This window comes from Lacrimispora sp. 38-1 (assembly GCF_049890855.1).
Lineage (GTDB): Bacteria > Bacillota > Clostridia > Lachnospirales > Lachnospiraceae > Lacrimispora.
Window position 1 is genome coordinate 284,286 of record NZ_JBANEW010000027.1, and the last position, 16,016, is coordinate 300,301.

The following is a 16,016-nucleotide window of genomic DNA, read 5'->3' on the forward strand; positions in this document are numbered from 1 at the left end:
GAAAAATCAGGGGCATTTCATTCATTTTTTCAGGAATCTATCTCATCCTCCTTCATCAAATTGAGGGAGAGAGCCTCGTTATAAGCCTGTTTACATGCAGCCAGATCTTTTTCCAGCAGAGCATTGTAGATAATAACATGTTTGTCCGGGTCTTCGTTGTATTTCTTTTCAAGCCAGAGATTATTTTTCCTGGGTATAATTTCAAGCAAATACTGGCGGATTATGTTTTTAATCAGTAAAAACAAATCAGCATAAACAGTGTTGTGGCTGATCCGGAAAATATGGTAGTGGAAAATAAGGTCTTCCTCTACCAATGCCTGTATGGATTCATCAGTTCCTTTTTCCTGGCATTCTTTCCTGGCCGTCAGATACCGGTCCAGCTGTTTTTTTAAATTCTCCAGCTCATGATCGGTAGCATGGATCATAGCCAGTCTGCAGCATTCCACTTCAATCAGCATACGCAGTGAATAAATTTCGTCAATTGGTTTTTTAGAAGAAAAGAAATCTGAAATATCATAAAAAATATCTCCAAGGGAGAATTTTTTTACATAGGTCCCTTCTCCCACCTTAGTTTCCACAACACCTAAAGTATTAAGTTTCTGAAGTGCCATACGCACAGTAAGGCGGTTCACGCCATAAAGCTCTGCCAAGCTGCTTTCTGACGGAAGTTTCTCACCGATTTGCCATTCTTCAGCGAGAATGGATTGCTTCAGGCTTTCACATACCTGCTCAACAGCGGAAATGTGTGTAATTTTCATTGATTTTTTATCATTCATTTTTTTCACTCACTTTTATTAGTTGTACCTATTTTGACATAAAAAAATCTATATTGCAATTCCTTTTTCATATTTACTAATTTAGAGAAGGATGAAAAAGATGGATGATTATTAAAAATGCACAATAAAAAATATATAAATTTGTATATAACATAAAAAATAAACAAATTATTGACAGTGATTAAAAGTTGATGTACGATTAACTTAGCGAACAAGTGAACAGATAAACAAGGAGGTTATAAGATGAAAATTACAAAGGTTGATGTATTTCAGATTAACAATCCGGAGAACCCAATGTGGAAGCCGGTACTATGCCGGATTTATACGGATGAAGGAATTTACGGGGATGGAGAGGCTGCCATGGCCTACGGGATCGGATCTACAGGCGCTTTTGGTATGGTACAGGATTTATCCAGACTGATCATCGGCATGGATCCACTTGATAATGAAGTGATCTGGAATAAGCTTTATAAGCAGACGTTCTGGGGACAGAATGGCGGGTGCGTCTTCACTGCAGGAATGAGTGCCATTGATTTAGCCTTATGGGATATACGCGGCAAATTCTTTGGTGTGCCGGTTTATAAGCTGCTGGGAGGAAAAAGGCAGGATGATCTCAGAACCTATGCCAGCCAGCTGCAGTTTGGCTGGCAGCCTTCCATGGAAGCTGCTTATACAACAGAGGATTACGTAAAGTATGCAAAAAAAGCGGTTTCTGAGGGATATGACTGTATTAAGATCGATTTTTTTACCTACAAGGAGGATGGCTCAAGCTACAGCGATACGGAACGTACCACACTTTTGCCTCCGGAGAGGCTTAACATCATAGCAGGAAGGGTGGAAGCAGTCCGTAATGCAATCGGTCCAAAGGTGGATTTAATTATTGAAAATCATTCATTTTTGGATGCGCAGTCATCAGTCCAGCTTGGCAGAGCAATTGAAAAGTACAATATATTCTATTATGAAGAGCCTAATACTCCGGATCCTGTTACAGCTAAGTATATATCAGGCAGTTTGAATTTCCCTATTGCCAGCGGGGAAAGAATCTATACCAGATGGCAGTATGCAAAATATTTTGAGAATGCTTCCTTACAGGTGATTCAGCCGGATCTTGGAACATGCGGAGGAATCACAGAAGTAAAGAAAATTGCAGATATGGCTTATACCTACGATATAGCGGTTCAGATTCACGCCTGCGGCAGTCCCATAAGCACAGCAGCGGCACTTCAGATAGAATGCGTAATTCCAAATTTCGTTATTCATGAACATCATATTGTAAATCTCTGCGATTTTAATAAAAAGCTGTGTAAATACGATTATCAGCCAGTAAACGGTAAATTTAAGGTTCCGGACCTTCCAGGTCTTGGCAATGAGCTTTCTGATTTTGTTATCAATGGGGAAAAGGTATCAATAGAGGGAGATAAGTTATTCTGGTCCATGTAGTGTTTTTTTTGGAGGAGGTATTTTATTATGGGCAAAGACGAAGTTAAGAAAGAAGAGGGTGTTCTTGGGTTTACGGAATTGTGGGCGATTGGAATTGGCCAGGTAATCGGTGCCGGGGTTATTACCCTCATCGGACCAGCCATAGGCCTTACCGGTTATTCGGCATGGCTGGCTTATTTTGTGGCGGTTTGCCTCGGGGCAATTACGAATCTGCCGATTATTATTTTTTCATCTGTTACAAAGTATTCCGGAGGAGATTATTCCATCATCACTATGCTTGGGGGGCAGAAGGCTGGCGGGATGTATATTGTAGGATTTTCATTACAGACTCTGGGAATGTCACTGTTTGCCACAGCTCTTGGCTGGTATGTAAATTCCATGTTTCCTGATGCAAACGGAATGATTGTGGGGATCTTCTTCCTTGTGTTTTTCTATTTCATTAATATGATGGGTGTTGCAAACATGGCGAGAGCCCAGAAAATTATGAGTGCAATTTTAGTCGGATCTCTTCTCCTGTTTATCTTTGCAGGTGCACGAAAGGGAGATTTCACACCAGCCTTTGATTTTGCAGGCAGTGAGTTTTTTAAAGGAGGCAGCAAAGGCTTCTGGGCAGCCGTTATGCTGTTGGTTTACTCCTGTCAGGGATATAAATATAATGTGAATTACGGTGCTCAGACAAAGAATGCAACACGGAATATGCCTTTATCCATGCTGGCTGTTGTGCCTGTGCTGCTTGTGGTATACTGCGGAGCTGCATTGATTGATTCTGTAGTACTGCCAATTGAAACCGTTGCCGGCCAGCCTCTTACTTTGGCTGCAGGAGAGATTCTTCCAAAAACATTATTCTACGTGTTTATGTTTGGAGGTCCCATCATGGCACTTTTAACAACCATGAATTCCAGCTATGGTGCAATGTGCGGTCCTTTTTTAAAAGCATCAAAGGATGGCTGGTTTCCTGATAAGCTGGGCGCGGTAAACCGTAAAGGAGGGGCTTATGTAGTTCTGACCATTCAGCTGATAGTGGGGCTGATCCCGGTATTGCTGGGATTTTCAGTAAAAACCATTGTTAACAACATGATGTTAATTACTTCTGTTTATAATTTCCTGCTATTTTATTCCCTTACCAGGGTTCCGCAAAAGATGCCGGTTAAATGGGCGAAGGCCAGAATGCATATGAGTAATCCATTGTATTATTTCATTCTTGCAGTTGCATTTATCGTACAGGCGGCAATTGGCTGGAATTCCATGAGATCGTTAACGCCAGCGCTTGCAGTGTTTAATATTGCGGCTTTAATTATTTGCTTTACATATGCCATTGTTCGCCACAGATCAGGGAAGACTCATGTGGATACGGAAGGAATGATAGAATTAGGATAAAACAGCGGTCTTTAAAAAGAATAGAAAGGAAGATAATGATTATGAAAATAACAAAAATTGATGTGTTTCGACTTCAGACTTCCAACAATCGTATGAACAGCCCAATCGGCTGCCGCATTTACACGGACAATGGTATTTTTGGAGACGGAGAGGCTGGTATGGCATACGGAACAGGGGGAAGCGCTGCCTTTGGTATGGTGTGCGACTTAGCAGAGCTGGTTATAGGAATGAATCCACTTGATACGGAAGCTATCTGGGAGAAGATGTATAAAAGTACATTCTGGGGGCAGAATGGTGGTCCGGTTATATTTTCAGGAATTGCAGCCATTGATGTGGCTCTCTGGGATATTAAAGGTAAATATTTTCATGTACCATGCTATGTTCTTCTGGGCGGAAAGCTGCGGGATAAACTGAGATGCTATGCCAGCCAGCTGCAGTTTGGCTGGGGAAAAGAAGGAGAGGAGCAGCTTTGGGCGGTGACTCCGGAGGATTATGCGAATAACGCCCGTCTGGCAGCGGCAGAAGGTTTTGATGCCATTAAAATCGATTTTTTTGACCGTAATGAAAAGGGAGAGAAGCTGACTTCTCTCGATACCACCGGACTTCTCACCCCCAAAAAACTTCGTATGGTGGAAGCACGGATGAAAGCGGTCAGGGAGGCTGTTGGTCCAGACGTGGACATTATTATGGAGAATCATTCCTATCCCGATGCATTAAGTGCTGTACAGTTGGGAAAGCTGGCGGAACAATACGGTATCTGGGCATTTGAAGAGCCCAATACACCCGGGATTAAGACTTCAGAATATATTACGAAAAATATTTCTATTCCGATTGCAAACGGGGAGAGGATATTCAGCCGCTGGCAGTATGCACCATATTTTGAGAAGAATTTAATTCAGCTGGCTCAGCCGGATATCGGAAACTGCGGGGGAATAACAGAGGTGAAAAAGATCTGCGATCTGGCATATATTTATGATGTGGCCATTCAGGTACATGTGGCGGGCAGTCCTCTTGCTACTAACGCAGCCCTTCACTTAGAAGCGGCCATACCTAATTTCACCATACATGAGCATCATGTATGCAACCGTATGGAGACCTCAAAGGGTCTTACAAAATACAATCTCCAGCCTGTAAATGGAAGCTTTTCACTGCCTGAGCTGCCTGGGCTTGGCAATGAATTTTTAGAGTCGGCCATCAGCAGTGCACGTATGTTTCAGTCAATTGAATAAAAACTAAATGGGGAGCCATTGTTCTATAAGCGATGATTAATCACTTATATTGCAATGGCCCCTTATTTATTTTTTCCTCGCCCTGATTAAATACTGGTAGGTGGTAAATGCCTCCATACTGCTGGAACTGATGGAGCAGAGCTGTTCAATCAGCTTTTGCTGTTCAGGAGTGATATAAATCCTGGTAACACCAATATCTTCAATCTGATAACCAGTCTGGGAAAACATCCGCGTGATCTCATTCCGGGTGAAGAATCGCAGATGGGTTTTATCCAGAATACCGCTTTCCTCGTAGGTCCAGTATCCGTTTAGCAGATTATTTACTACCGAAATGTGCATGATATTGGGAATGCTTGCGAGTATGGCTCCGCTCGGTTTTAAATACCGTTTCATATTTTCCAGTACAGCGGCGGGCTGATGAAGGTGCTCTAAAACATCACCGAAGATGATATAATCAAAATATCCGTCCTCATATTCCAGCTTTTCCTCCACATTTCCCTGGGTGACAGGAAAGAGAAGGGAAGAGATGTTCCAGGACCCTTCATCCAGTTCAATTCCATGGAGGGAGGCAGCGGGGTATTTATTCCTGATGGCAAGCAGGGAGGCACCGCAGGCACAGCCCACATCTAATACATTTATGGGAGTATCTGCAGGATCTTTGATCAGGGCCAGAATATCCGGACGGGGGAACAGAGAATAGTTGAGCCGTACGTTCCATTTTTCATAAAAATGGCTGTAGTCACTAAAACGGGCCTGATTGCTCTGCTGCAGACCAAAGGTATAAACATAGCCATGATGGCATAAAAAGGTGATTTTCTTCAATTTAAGAAGTTGAAATGAAAAATCCTTTTCTGTTACTTCCTGGGTCAGGTAATTTTCATCAAATCCTCCGGTTTTGTCAAATAAGTTTCTGCGTATGAGAACTGTACAGCAGGAAGGGATCAGAACCGGATCCATCTGCTCATCCCCAGGCAGGTTATGCTCATCGGCATAAATACTGGCCCGGTCAATGGGAGTAATAAAATCAGTCAGCCCGAAAGCAGGACCGTTGGTAACCGCGCTGACTGCACCAATGGATTCCTCTTTATAAAGGGACATACGTAGCTGAAACAGTGCATGGGGGAGCAAAGCGGAGCCTTTTCCAAGAACGAACAGATCTTCCTGTTTTTTTATCTGTCCTATGGCTTTATTTAGCGCGGCACCAGGTGTGAGCCCCTTCACGGGAACAAGCTTAATTTCATTTTGTTCCTTCAGCCATTCAGTAACTTCCATAGACTCTTCATCATCGTGAACTATAATGGTTTTTACGTCTTCCCTGCTCAAAATGCATGTCTGTATGATCGCTTTCATCATATTTAAGTCTGGAACAGATGGAATTAAGAGAGCAGCTTTAGGCAGCTCTGCTGAATACACCTTTTCCAAGTCTTTCTTAATTTTAGCCAGCCGTCTGGCTTCCTCCGGACTGCTGCACAGGAACAGGCTGTGAGCGTAGCAGAGATAAGCCCGTTTAAAATTGCCGTTCTGGTGATAATAATCCCCCATTTCTTCATAAGTTTTATAGTTTCGGCTGTTTTTTGCGGCTTTTTTGTGTAAATCCTGAATATTCATGAAGACTCCTTTCAAGAAATCGTTATTTAGTTATGTTAGAGCTCTCATACCAGTATATTCTCCTGGTACATGCCGGTGTGATAAAACGTGATGTGGACAAACATTTAATAGAAAAAACGTCAATGATAATGCCAAATTCGGATAATTTGTTAAGGAAAGCTTAAGTATTGTTGAATTGAAACCAAGAGTTTTGTTTGTTATAATAAATAAGACTGTATTTTATGAACAGTTCAAAATATTACACCAATAGAAAGGGGAAAAGAATATATGAGTATGATCAATATGAGTATGGTTTCCACAATTATCACCGTTGTTCTGGTTGTAATTATCCTGGGCATCCTGATGTCAGGATATGTAAAGGCTCCGCCGGATATGGCATTTATTATTTCCGGTTTAAGAAGAAAGACGGTGATCGGCAAAGCCAGCATTAAGATTCCATTTCTTGAGCGGATTGACCGATTGAGTTTAAAGCTGATCCCGATTGACGTTAAGACATCCAATGCGGTTCCTACTGCGGATTACATTAATATCCAGGTAGATGCGGCTGTCAATGTGAAAATCAGCAGCGAGCCAGGCAAATTGTCTTTAGCAGCACAGAACTTCTTAAATCAGAATTCCGAATACATAGGCTCGGTGGCGAGAGAGGTATTAGAAGGAAACATGCGTGAAATTGTTGGGCGCATGAGACTGGAAGAGATGGTCAGCGACCGTATGAAATTTGCAGAGCTGGTGAAGGAAAATGCCATGCCGGATCTTGCAGCCATGGGACTTGACATCGTCAGCTTTAACGTACAGAACTTTTCCGATGCCAACGGTGTCATAGATGACCTTGGTATTGACAATATTTCCCAGATTAAGAAGAAGGCAGCCATTGCAAAAGCCGAGGCGGATAAAGAGATCGCCATTGCAAAGGCATCTGCAGATAAACAGGCCAATGATGCAAGAATTAATTCTGAACGGGAAATAGCGATTAAAAACAATGAGCTGGATATTCAGAAATCCGACTTAAAGAAAATTGCTGATGTGAAAAAGGCAGAGGCAGATGCTGCATACCAGATTCAGCAGGAAGAACAGCGTAAAACCATTGAGATCACTTCGGCTGATGCGGACATTGCCAAGCAGGAAAAAGAAGTTTTAATTAAGCAGCGGGAAGCCGAAGTTATGGAAAAGTCTCTTGATGCGGAAATCAGAAAGAAAGCGGAAGCCGATAAATTCGCCAGACAGCAGAAGGCAGAAGCCGAGCTTTATGAGCGTCAGAAAAACGCGGAAGCAAAGAGGTTTGAAAAGGTTCAGGAGGCAGAAGCCCAGAAGGCAAGTGCAGAAGCCGAGCGTTATACAAAAGAGCAGGAAGCCCAGGGAATCCGTATGGTGGGTGAAGCGGAAGCGGAAGCCATCAGGGCAAAGGGTCTGGCAGAAGCAGAAGCCATGGAAAAGAAAGCCCAGGCTTATCAGAAGTATAACAACGCGGCTGTTGCTGAAATGATCATTAAGGTATTGCCGGAAGTGGCAGGAAAGATCGCAGAACCTCTTTCTCAGATTGATAAGATTACCATCATCGGAGGCGGAGAAGGCGGCAGCCTTGATTCCGTATCCGGCAATGTTCCTGCCGTTATGGCAAAGCTGTTTGAATCCATGAAGGAAACCACTGGTATTGATTTAGGTGATATTGTTAAAGCCGGAACCTATGATGCGAAGGTAAACCGGAATATTAACATCAGTGGAGTGCCGGAGATTACCATTAAACAGGAAGACAAGACGGTGGTTCAGAAAACAGATACAGGAACAGATATAGAAACAGAACCAACAATATAATGAGGATAGCGGTATTGGAGAGAAGATCTCTGGTACCGTTTTTTTATGCTTTTTTGAGCATATATAAGAGCAAATATATGACATAAAACAACAAAATATTACCAAAAGTTACATGATTCGTGTTATTTATTACATGAAACACATTTTTGTTATTTTTTGTTGTATAGTATATTAAGAAATAATAAATAGTGAGGTGTTATAAAGTGAGTGAAAAAACCCAAGTTATTGATGGCTGTCCGATAACCTGCTCTATGGGAAGTAATGAATGCAGTTTTAAGGTACCAACTTGCCACGGGGCATGTATTGGTGGTAAGAATCAGGCTACTATTATGGACTATAAAGCAGGGATTAATGTTATATCATTTGGAACATGTAAGAAGACTTCTCCGCTCCAGCCATGTGCACCAGTGATTCTGACTCCCTGGCTGATAGAGGATAAAAATTATAAAATAAACGGTGAACCAGCCCTTTTCAGTACCAGTCTCCTTTCTTGTGCCTGTGGAGGTATTATCCGGATTCGCCAACCGCAATAGAAATAGGAAATTGAATGGAGTAAGAGTGAAGCGAAAGGAGTGATAAAAAGTATGACTATTAAGACAAATTTGGAAATGATCCGTGAAATCATAGATTTTTCTCTGATTGAGGAGATAAATGAACATGGGAGATGTGTCATAAAAGGAATTATCTCAGATGGAAGTCAGGATAAGCTGGTTCTGGAAAATCAGAATGGAAGCAAAATCAGGATATTTATGGAGAATGGCACCACTCTATTTGAAGGTATGATAGATGAAGTATCGGTATTTCTCGACGGAGATCTATATAAAGCAGAGATAAAACTGGTGTCCGCTTCTTATTTAATGGATATTGAAAAAAAATCCAGGTCTTTTCAGGATAAAGATCAGACCTATAAAGAAATTATTAAGCAAATAACTGCTGAATATGACGGCGGTGATGTTTTGGATTATATATCAAATGAGAAACCAATTGGTAATTTGACCGTACAATATGAAGAGACGGACTGGGAATTTTTAAAACGTCTTTCTTCACATTTTCATGCAGGAATATTACCAGATGCACAATTTAACAGTCCCAAAATTTATTTTGGGACTCCAAAAAGTTCTGCTGCAGAAGAAATCAGCTGCTATTCGTACACTTTAGAAAAAAACTTATCTGGTTATAAAAAATTAACAGCAGAAGGGCACGATGATTATCTGGAAACTGATGCAGCCAGCTTTCAGGTGACTTCCAGGCAATATTACAAAACAGGTTCCTGTGTTAAATTCCGCCAAATGCAGCTTTACATTGGAAAGCTTGAGGCAAAGATGAATCGGGGGGAAGTAATATTCCGATACGGACTGTATACCAAAAAGGGACTGGATAGGCCGGAGATTTATGCAGAAAGGCTGATTGGTGTATCAATCCAGGCACAAGTCATTGAAGCAGTTAAGGATAAAGTGAGGGTTAAGCTTGCTATAGACAGCCAGAAAACAGAAAGGGATTCTGTATGGAAGTTTCCTTATCAGACTATGTATACGGCAGGGAATGAGGGGGGCTGGTATTGTATGCCAGAACCTGGAGATACTGTATCTATTTATTTCCCTGGTAAAAAAGAAGAGGATGCGGTAGCGCAAAATTCATCAAGATCTGGAAAAAACAGAGATGAAGGGACAGATGACCCTTCCATTAAGTATTTTAGGACGGTTGATGGAAAAGAAATACGTTTTACCAAAGAAGCAGTAATTATTACCTGTAATGATGAGACCACCATTACGTTAGATAAAAATGATGGAATAGCCATTGAAAGTGAAAAGGGTATTACTTTAAGAAGCGGTGCAGGAATCAATATTGATGCAGAGGAATCAATTGAATTTTATGCTTCAGACAGAATCAGGCTGCACTGCAAAAAGAGCCAGATACAAATGGACACCATGATCGATATCTCAGGACCTGATGTAAGAATCAATTAATAATAGGAGGAACTGACATGGAATATTTTATCATGCTGCCGGATGAAAGGGTTCCTCTTTATAAAAATCTGGATTATTCCAATCCGGGTTTTCAGGAAAAAGAACCTTTTGTAGCCTATGGAGATTTTAGTGAAGAAGATCAGTTTCCTGATTTTTTCTATGGAAAAACGATGTTTCACTTTTGTTTTTGTATTACTGACCGGTTAAAGGACGTGTTAGATGTTTATTCTTCCAACATTCAGGCTATCCCGTTTTTTTTAACGGATAAGTCTTATCGGTCACAGATTGTCTGCTGGCGGATTGACTGTCCGGTAGAAGACTGTCTTTTGGCGGAGGGGTGGGAAAAGGAAAATAGCCTGACCTTACGGGGAATTCCAGAAGAAAACCCATACATATTCCGGGTTGTCAGAGAAAAGGCCCAGTATATTATCGTATCATTGGAACTGGCGGAAAATATATTAAGAAGACGCTTATATGGAGTCCGCTTTATTCCGGTCAGGAAAGGAGGGAGTTTATGTCAGTAACCACGAAAATTCATAATTCCGTGTATCTGGAAATGCCGTTTTCCATGGAAAGCATTACAAAACTTGAAATCAGCCAAAAACTTAATGAACATTCATGGGCGCAGATTGAAGGAATCATACAGGATAAAAATGTAGATACATGCAGTAATTTAAGCTGGAATGAAAATTTTACCATAAAATTCGTGGACGGTCAGACAAACCAGATTCTTTTTTCTGGTATGCCTGTCAATGTAAAGGTTTCGTGTGAAGATCAGACCTGTGTGACTATCCGGCTATCCAGTTATTCAATACTTTTAGATTATGAAAAAAGGACCAGAAGTTTTCAGCGGGGGGACAGAACTTATGCTTCGCTGTTTCAGGAATTGGTGAAGGGGAACGGAGGGGACATCATTGATTATGCTTCTACTGCCTCTGCCGCTTTTGATGCACCCCTCATTCAATATGAGGAAACCGATTGGGAGTTTTTAAAAAGAGCGTCTTCTTTAATAGGAGTTTCTGTATATCCGTGTGCGTCAGGAACTTCCACTCAGATATATATAGGCTTTGGAAGTAACGAAAGCAGGTTATCCGGGACATCTGACAGGGAAATGAAAAAAAGCATCCGGGAATTCCGGAAATTCAGAGATTCTGCACCATCAGAGTCTGATTTCATCTCCTGTAATGTAACAGGAAGCAAGGACTGCAGGTTAGGAGACCGAGTAATGTGCGACGGACATTCCTATCGAATAACAGAGATTCATGATTCTTTAAAGAACGGACTATTATACAGGCGGTGTCTGCTTAAACAGGAATCTGGTATATGCAGGGAAAAGAAATATCAGGAAAAACTGCAAGGGATTTCTCTGCCGGGAGTGGTGCGGGAGGTAAAGAAAGACCAGATCAGACTGCACCTGGATATTGATGAAAATGGGAAAGGGGAAAAACTGCATTGGTATTCCTGGCACAGAAACGACTGGTTTTGTATGCCTGAAATTGGAAGTAAGGCAATGCTGTATATACCAACGAAAGATGAAAGTATGGCTTATGTGACAGATATCAGAAGGCTGGATGGAGAAAGGAACTCACAAAATCAGAACCCTGAGGAAAAATGTTTTGAAACAAAAAGTGGTAAGGGAATGATGATGAAATCTCAATCAATTTCCTTTCGTGCGTCTGGAAATAAGATATCCGTTCAACTGTCAGATCGTTCCGGAGTGAAAGTCAGGAGTTCCAGGGGAATTCAAATCCATTCGGGAGAAAGCTTTCATTGCAGTAGCAGGAATATGAATATAGAAAGTGGAGAGAGAATTGTATTGTCAACTGGAATGACCAGTATTGTGATAGATGATCTGATACAGATTAAGGGATAAGAGCAGTGGAGGAGGTAAAAATGAGCGGCATTTATGCAGAAGAAATCATAAAGAGGATCAGAAAAGAGAAAGAGCCGGTTCAGGATGAAGACTGGTTCCATATAGAGAATGATATTAACCGGGGATATGTAGTAGTGAAATATGAAAAACTGGAATTGGAAGAAAAGTCTGTTCTCGACAGTCATCTGACCATGTTACTTCCCAAATGCTTTGAGGAAATGCAGTATGAGATGATATTGGCGAAATATCCCGATCCGGACCGTCCGGAGTGGATATACAGTAATGAGGAGGGCGATGTGACCATAACCTTCCATCTGGAGGAAGGGGAAGTAAAGCCTGAGGAGGTGGAAGACATCCGGGATATTATGGCAGATCAGATGAAACGCCTATACCCAGCTTCTGTTATTGAAGAAAAAGAGATAATAGGGGAAGGAGAGGGAATAATCAGCCATTTTTCTTTGGATATTCCTCTAATTGATGATACCTGTTATCATGCCATGTTTTTCCGGGCGATGAAACAGGGATTATTGATGGGAACCTTTGATTGCGGCGTACAGGAAAAGAAGCAGTGGAAGAAGATACTGGTTCAGCTTTTAGGGACTATGAAAGAAGTTGAGATTAATATAAATGGAGGAAACTTTGGTGAACATAATTGAAGAAGAAATGTTATACCAGTAGAATGTCCAACAAAGACCATTGGAAGAAGGAAGTTATTGGTGGGGTATATTAGGCTTTTTTATTCCTCTGGCTGGATTGATTTTATTTTTGGTTTGGAGAACAAGCTATCCTAAATCATCTAAAGGCGCAGGAATCGGAGCCTTGGTAGCTGTAATAATCAGGCTGTTAGTTTGGACTATTATTTTATTTATTGGCGTGATGACATCTTATATGTAAATAAAATATAGTCTAAGAAAGTTATTATACTTAATTAAAAAGGAGTGATCAGAAAATGATTATTTGGGGATATGGAAAAGTTACAAGAAATAGAAAAGGTGGAGTATTCCAAAAAAAATGTGAACATTGTAATGTGGATTCCATGTGGCAGTTGTGTAAAAAGACAACCTGGTTTACTTTATTCTTTATACCAGTTATTCCCTATAGTGTGACCTATTGTGTTGAGTGTCCTAATTGTGGCAGTTACATAGAAATTTCAAAAGAAAAATTCCTTATGATTAATGAGGAAATTACGAAAAAAAAGGAACTAGGTTATGATGTTTAGTAACGAATTCCAGCTTTTTCAGAAGAAGGATGTGGAGCCGTGTATAGAGGAGATTCTTGCGGACGCAGAAAAGGTCTTTCAGAGAACGAAAGATGATTTCAAACAGCAGTTTATCCGGGAGTTTTCCCATGTCTGTCAAGCTTTGGTGAAAGAGGAAAGAAAACCGGGATATCTGATGTGTCATCTTTTGAGGACGGATTTGATTCGAGGTGAATATCGCAGTCCTATTGTGGTCTATGACAGGAACTGGTATTTGCATAAGGGAATCTGGGTGGGAGAACTGGATACCAGTGAGTTATTTGGTCTATACACAATGCTTTGGGAAAATCTTATACAGAGGGCGAAACGGTATGTAGGGAAAGTCAGTATGCCAGAAGTTGATTCAATAATGCAGGAGATGGTAACTCCATTTTACCGGTATTTAAAGGAAATGGTTCTTTATTCCATTGCGGAGGCTACGGAAACGGATTCTTATCTGAGTATGGACAAAGAAGAGGATTTCCAGATACGGGTAGGGGAATATTTAGAGCCGGGTGATTTGGTTTATCAGGAGCAGCCTGAGATGGATATGGAGGAGCTTAAGAACTGGCTGGATAAAAATGAACGGAGAGCCTATTGTTTTGGAGATTTTAAGGGACTGGATCTGAGAAATCTCATGTTGCAGAATTATGATTTCCGGTATGCGGATTTTAGAGGGAGCAGTCTGGAAAAAAGTAATTTAAGTATTGGCCTTCTTTTAGGAGCCTGTTTCCGCAACTGCCAGATGAAGGAATCAAATCTTACAGGGAGTATGCTCCTAAATACGGATTTTACGGGAGCAGATCTGGAGAGGGCAAATCTTTCCTATGGAGTAACTTATCAGGGGAAAGATCCTGGAGACACCGGGAGAAGAGAAGGGTATACGGGAAGCAGCTTTCAAGAGAGTAACTTACAGGGTGCCTGTCTGGCAGGAGGCGTATTTATTGGTGCGGATTTTCGCGGAGCAAGGCTTATGGGATGTGATTTTCAGGAGACTTCTTTGTATAGGAGCAGATTTACCAGAAAGCAGCTTGAGGATGCAAAGTTGAGCAGGGATCAGCTTGAACAAATCCACGTCACAGGGTAAAATATAGGAGGTGGAATAGTATGCTGGAAAAACTAAAGAAAAGAGCAACAGCAGCTCTGCCTAAAGTAGTAAATGGGGTTAAGGCACTTGCTAAGAAAACGACTAAGACTGTAGTAGAAAAATTTCAGGAAAGTAAGGCGGGCAAACTGATAGGGAAGGCAGTGGCTTCGGTTCCCGCCTGTGTAAATAATACCAGAAATACGATATCAAAACTTTCGGCAGCGATACCGAAAGTGAAACAGGCTACAAAGAATGAAGCTGTTAAAAGAGTCAATACAGTTCGGGAAGAAGTTAGCAAGGCAGAAAATACTGTTAAGACCAATATGGCGAAGGCATCAAATTTTGCCAATGCAAGTAAAAGTCTAGTTACAGAAAAAGCTGGACAAGAGAAAATTAAACAATTATTTTTTGAAAAAAATCAGAGAATTCTGGAAAAAATTAAAGAAGAAAATAAGATTTTTGCAGCAGATTTTATTAAGGGAACAACAGGCAGGGGTGCTCTTTTATATAGTACAAGTAAAGCTTTAAAGGTACCTATACCAGGTGCATTTAATCTATCAATTGAAGTGATGAATTACATATTACAAATTAGAAAGGCGGTGGTAGAAGAATATCCAACCATAGACTGGGCATCAAATGTCTATAAAGAACTGAAACAGGAATCAGGCAGTTATTTTAATCAGCTGGGGAATATTACATATAACAAAAATATACCTTTTTTATCGGATCTAATAGGAGCGTTTACAAATTCCAGCGATTATCAGAAACATGGAAATCAAACCCCACTGGATGACGTAAGATATAAAATAATAAATGATGCACTTATAATGGCTAAACCGTCCCTTATTCCAGGAGTGCCAGGTACAATAATAAAAGGTATTAAGATTTCTCAAAAAGAAAATGTTGCTTCTACAGAAGGTGCATATGATAGAGGCTTTCTAATAGAAGGTGCAGGAGGAATGGCAGAAGGGATAGTAAATTTGGTAATCAGTCCGTATGATACGGCGGAAGGAATTGTAAATATATATAAAGAACCAGAAAAATATATACCTGCAATATTAAAGACCGCAAATGAATATGTAAATGACAAGGTAATTCACGGAAGTCCGGAAGATAAAGCAAAATTAGCGGGGAGAGTGCGATTTGAAGCAATGGCACTAGCTGCGTCATTTATAGGAGGGGGGGCAGAGGCTCCAGGAGTATTAGGTAAAACAGGAGAAATTACGGAGATAGGAAAGGCAACAGAGGCTCCAGGAGTACTAGGTAAAACAGGAGAAATTAATGAAATAGGAAAGGCAGCAGGAGTAGAACAAAAACTAACAGAATTTAATGAAGCTGCAAAGATCGCAAAGGGAGCAGAAACAGCGGGGGAATTAACAAAAGGTGAGAATCTAATAGAAGAACTGTTAGGCAAGATGCGAAAGTTATTTAAAGGGGATATAGGTCCGGAAGAAGCTGGACAGGTTGCAAATAAAGAAGCTGGTGTGTCTATTAGAAAGGTAGAAGTTGGAGCCAAAGAGGTTGGCGACGTTGGAAAGGCTGTTGGTAGCGAGGGTGAAGCTATTAAGGGCACGAGTAATGCTGGCAAGGCAGGAGAGGCTATTGAGGGG

General features: G+C 41.0%; 13 protein-coding genes and 1 pseudogene. 12 read left to right on the forward strand and 2 right to left on the reverse strand.

Features of this window, described 5'->3' with window-relative positions:
• Positions 1-29: 29 nt before the first annotated feature.
• Entirely contained in the window at positions 30-776 is a 747-nt protein-coding gene (locus V7D18_RS06540; RefSeq protein WP_426152613.1) for a FadR/GntR family transcriptional regulator, read from the reverse strand.
• A gap of 243 nt (positions 777-1,019) precedes the next feature.
• On the opposite strand from V7D18_RS06540, the gene V7D18_RS06545 reads away from it, so the two are divergent.
• From V7D18_RS06545 to V7D18_RS06555, 3 genes are read left to right on the forward strand one after another with little or no spacing between them, the layout of a single operon-like run.
• Positions 1,020-2,216, forward strand: coding sequence for a mandelate racemase/muconate lactonizing enzyme family protein (locus V7D18_RS06545; protein WP_426152615.1), 1,197 nt, complete (start codon positions 1,020-1,022; stop codon positions 2,214-2,216).
• Between the two features lie 27 nt (positions 2,217-2,243).
• Positions 2,244-3,593, forward strand: a complete 1,350-nt coding sequence (locus V7D18_RS06550) for an APC family permease (protein WP_426152617.1) — start codon at positions 2,244-2,246, stop codon at positions 3,591-3,593.
• Between the two features lie 41 nt (positions 3,594-3,634).
• Positions 3,635-4,822, forward strand: coding sequence for a mandelate racemase/muconate lactonizing enzyme family protein (locus V7D18_RS06555; RefSeq protein ID WP_426152619.1), 1,188 nt, complete (start codon positions 3,635-3,637; stop codon positions 4,820-4,822).
• A gap of 66 nt (positions 4,823-4,888) precedes the next feature.
• On the opposite strand, the gene V7D18_RS06560 is transcribed toward V7D18_RS06555, so the two are convergent.
• Positions 4,889-6,430: a methyltransferase domain-containing protein gene (locus tag V7D18_RS06560; protein WP_426152621.1), complete on the reverse strand. Its 1,542-nt coding sequence runs from the start codon at positions 6,428-6,430 to the stop codon at positions 4,889-4,891.
• Between the two features lie 282 nt (positions 6,431-6,712).
• Between V7D18_RS06560 and V7D18_RS06565 the strand changes: the two genes are divergently transcribed.
• The 9 genes and pseudogenes from V7D18_RS06565 to V7D18_RS06605 all read left to right on the forward strand — a co-directional run.
• On the forward strand, positions 6,713-8,242 hold the full coding sequence (locus V7D18_RS06565; RefSeq protein WP_426152651.1) for an SPFH domain-containing protein: 1,530 nt from the start codon (positions 6,713-6,715) through the stop codon (positions 8,240-8,242).
• Between the two features lie 203 nt (positions 8,243-8,445).
• A complete protein-coding gene (locus tag V7D18_RS06570; RefSeq protein WP_426152623.1) occupies positions 8,446-8,775 on the forward strand; it encodes a DUF4280 domain-containing protein in 330 nt (109 codons plus the stop codon).
• Between the two features lie 51 nt (positions 8,776-8,826).
• Entirely contained in the window at positions 8,827-10,209 is a 1,383-nt protein-coding gene (locus tag V7D18_RS06575; protein ID WP_426152625.1) for a contractile injection system protein, VgrG/Pvc8 family, read from the forward strand.
• Positions 10,210-10,226: 17 nt separating this feature from the next.
• Positions 10,227-10,733 (forward strand): hypothetical protein, encoded by a 507-nt coding sequence (locus V7D18_RS06580; protein ID WP_426152627.1) that lies wholly within the window; start codon positions 10,227-10,229, stop codon positions 10,731-10,733.
• Positions 10,724-12,082 (forward strand): hypothetical protein, encoded by a 1,359-nt coding sequence (locus V7D18_RS06585; RefSeq protein ID WP_426152629.1) that lies wholly within the window; start codon positions 10,724-10,726, stop codon positions 12,080-12,082. Before V7D18_RS06580 ends, V7D18_RS06585 begins: the two co-directional genes overlap by 10 nt.
• 20 nt (positions 12,083-12,102) lie before the next feature.
• Positions 12,103-12,738: a hypothetical protein gene (locus V7D18_RS06590; RefSeq protein WP_426152631.1), complete on the forward strand. Its 636-nt coding sequence runs from the start codon at positions 12,103-12,105 to the stop codon at positions 12,736-12,738.
• 293 nt (positions 12,739-13,031) lie between these two features.
• The gene (locus tag V7D18_RS06595) at positions 13,032-13,301 is read left to right on the forward strand and encodes a zinc-ribbon domain-containing protein (RefSeq protein WP_426152633.1); all 270 of its coding nucleotides are present in this window, start codon (positions 13,032-13,034) and stop codon (positions 13,299-13,301) included.
• On the forward strand, positions 13,291-14,406 hold the full coding sequence (locus V7D18_RS06600) for a pentapeptide repeat-containing protein (protein ID WP_426152635.1): 1,116 nt from the start codon (positions 13,291-13,293) through the stop codon (positions 14,404-14,406). Before V7D18_RS06595 ends, V7D18_RS06600 begins: the two co-directional genes overlap by 11 nt.
• A gap of 20 nt (positions 14,407-14,426) precedes the next feature.
• Positions 14,427-16,016 (forward strand): annotated as a pseudogene (locus tag V7D18_RS06605) (hypothetical protein); the annotation flags it as partial.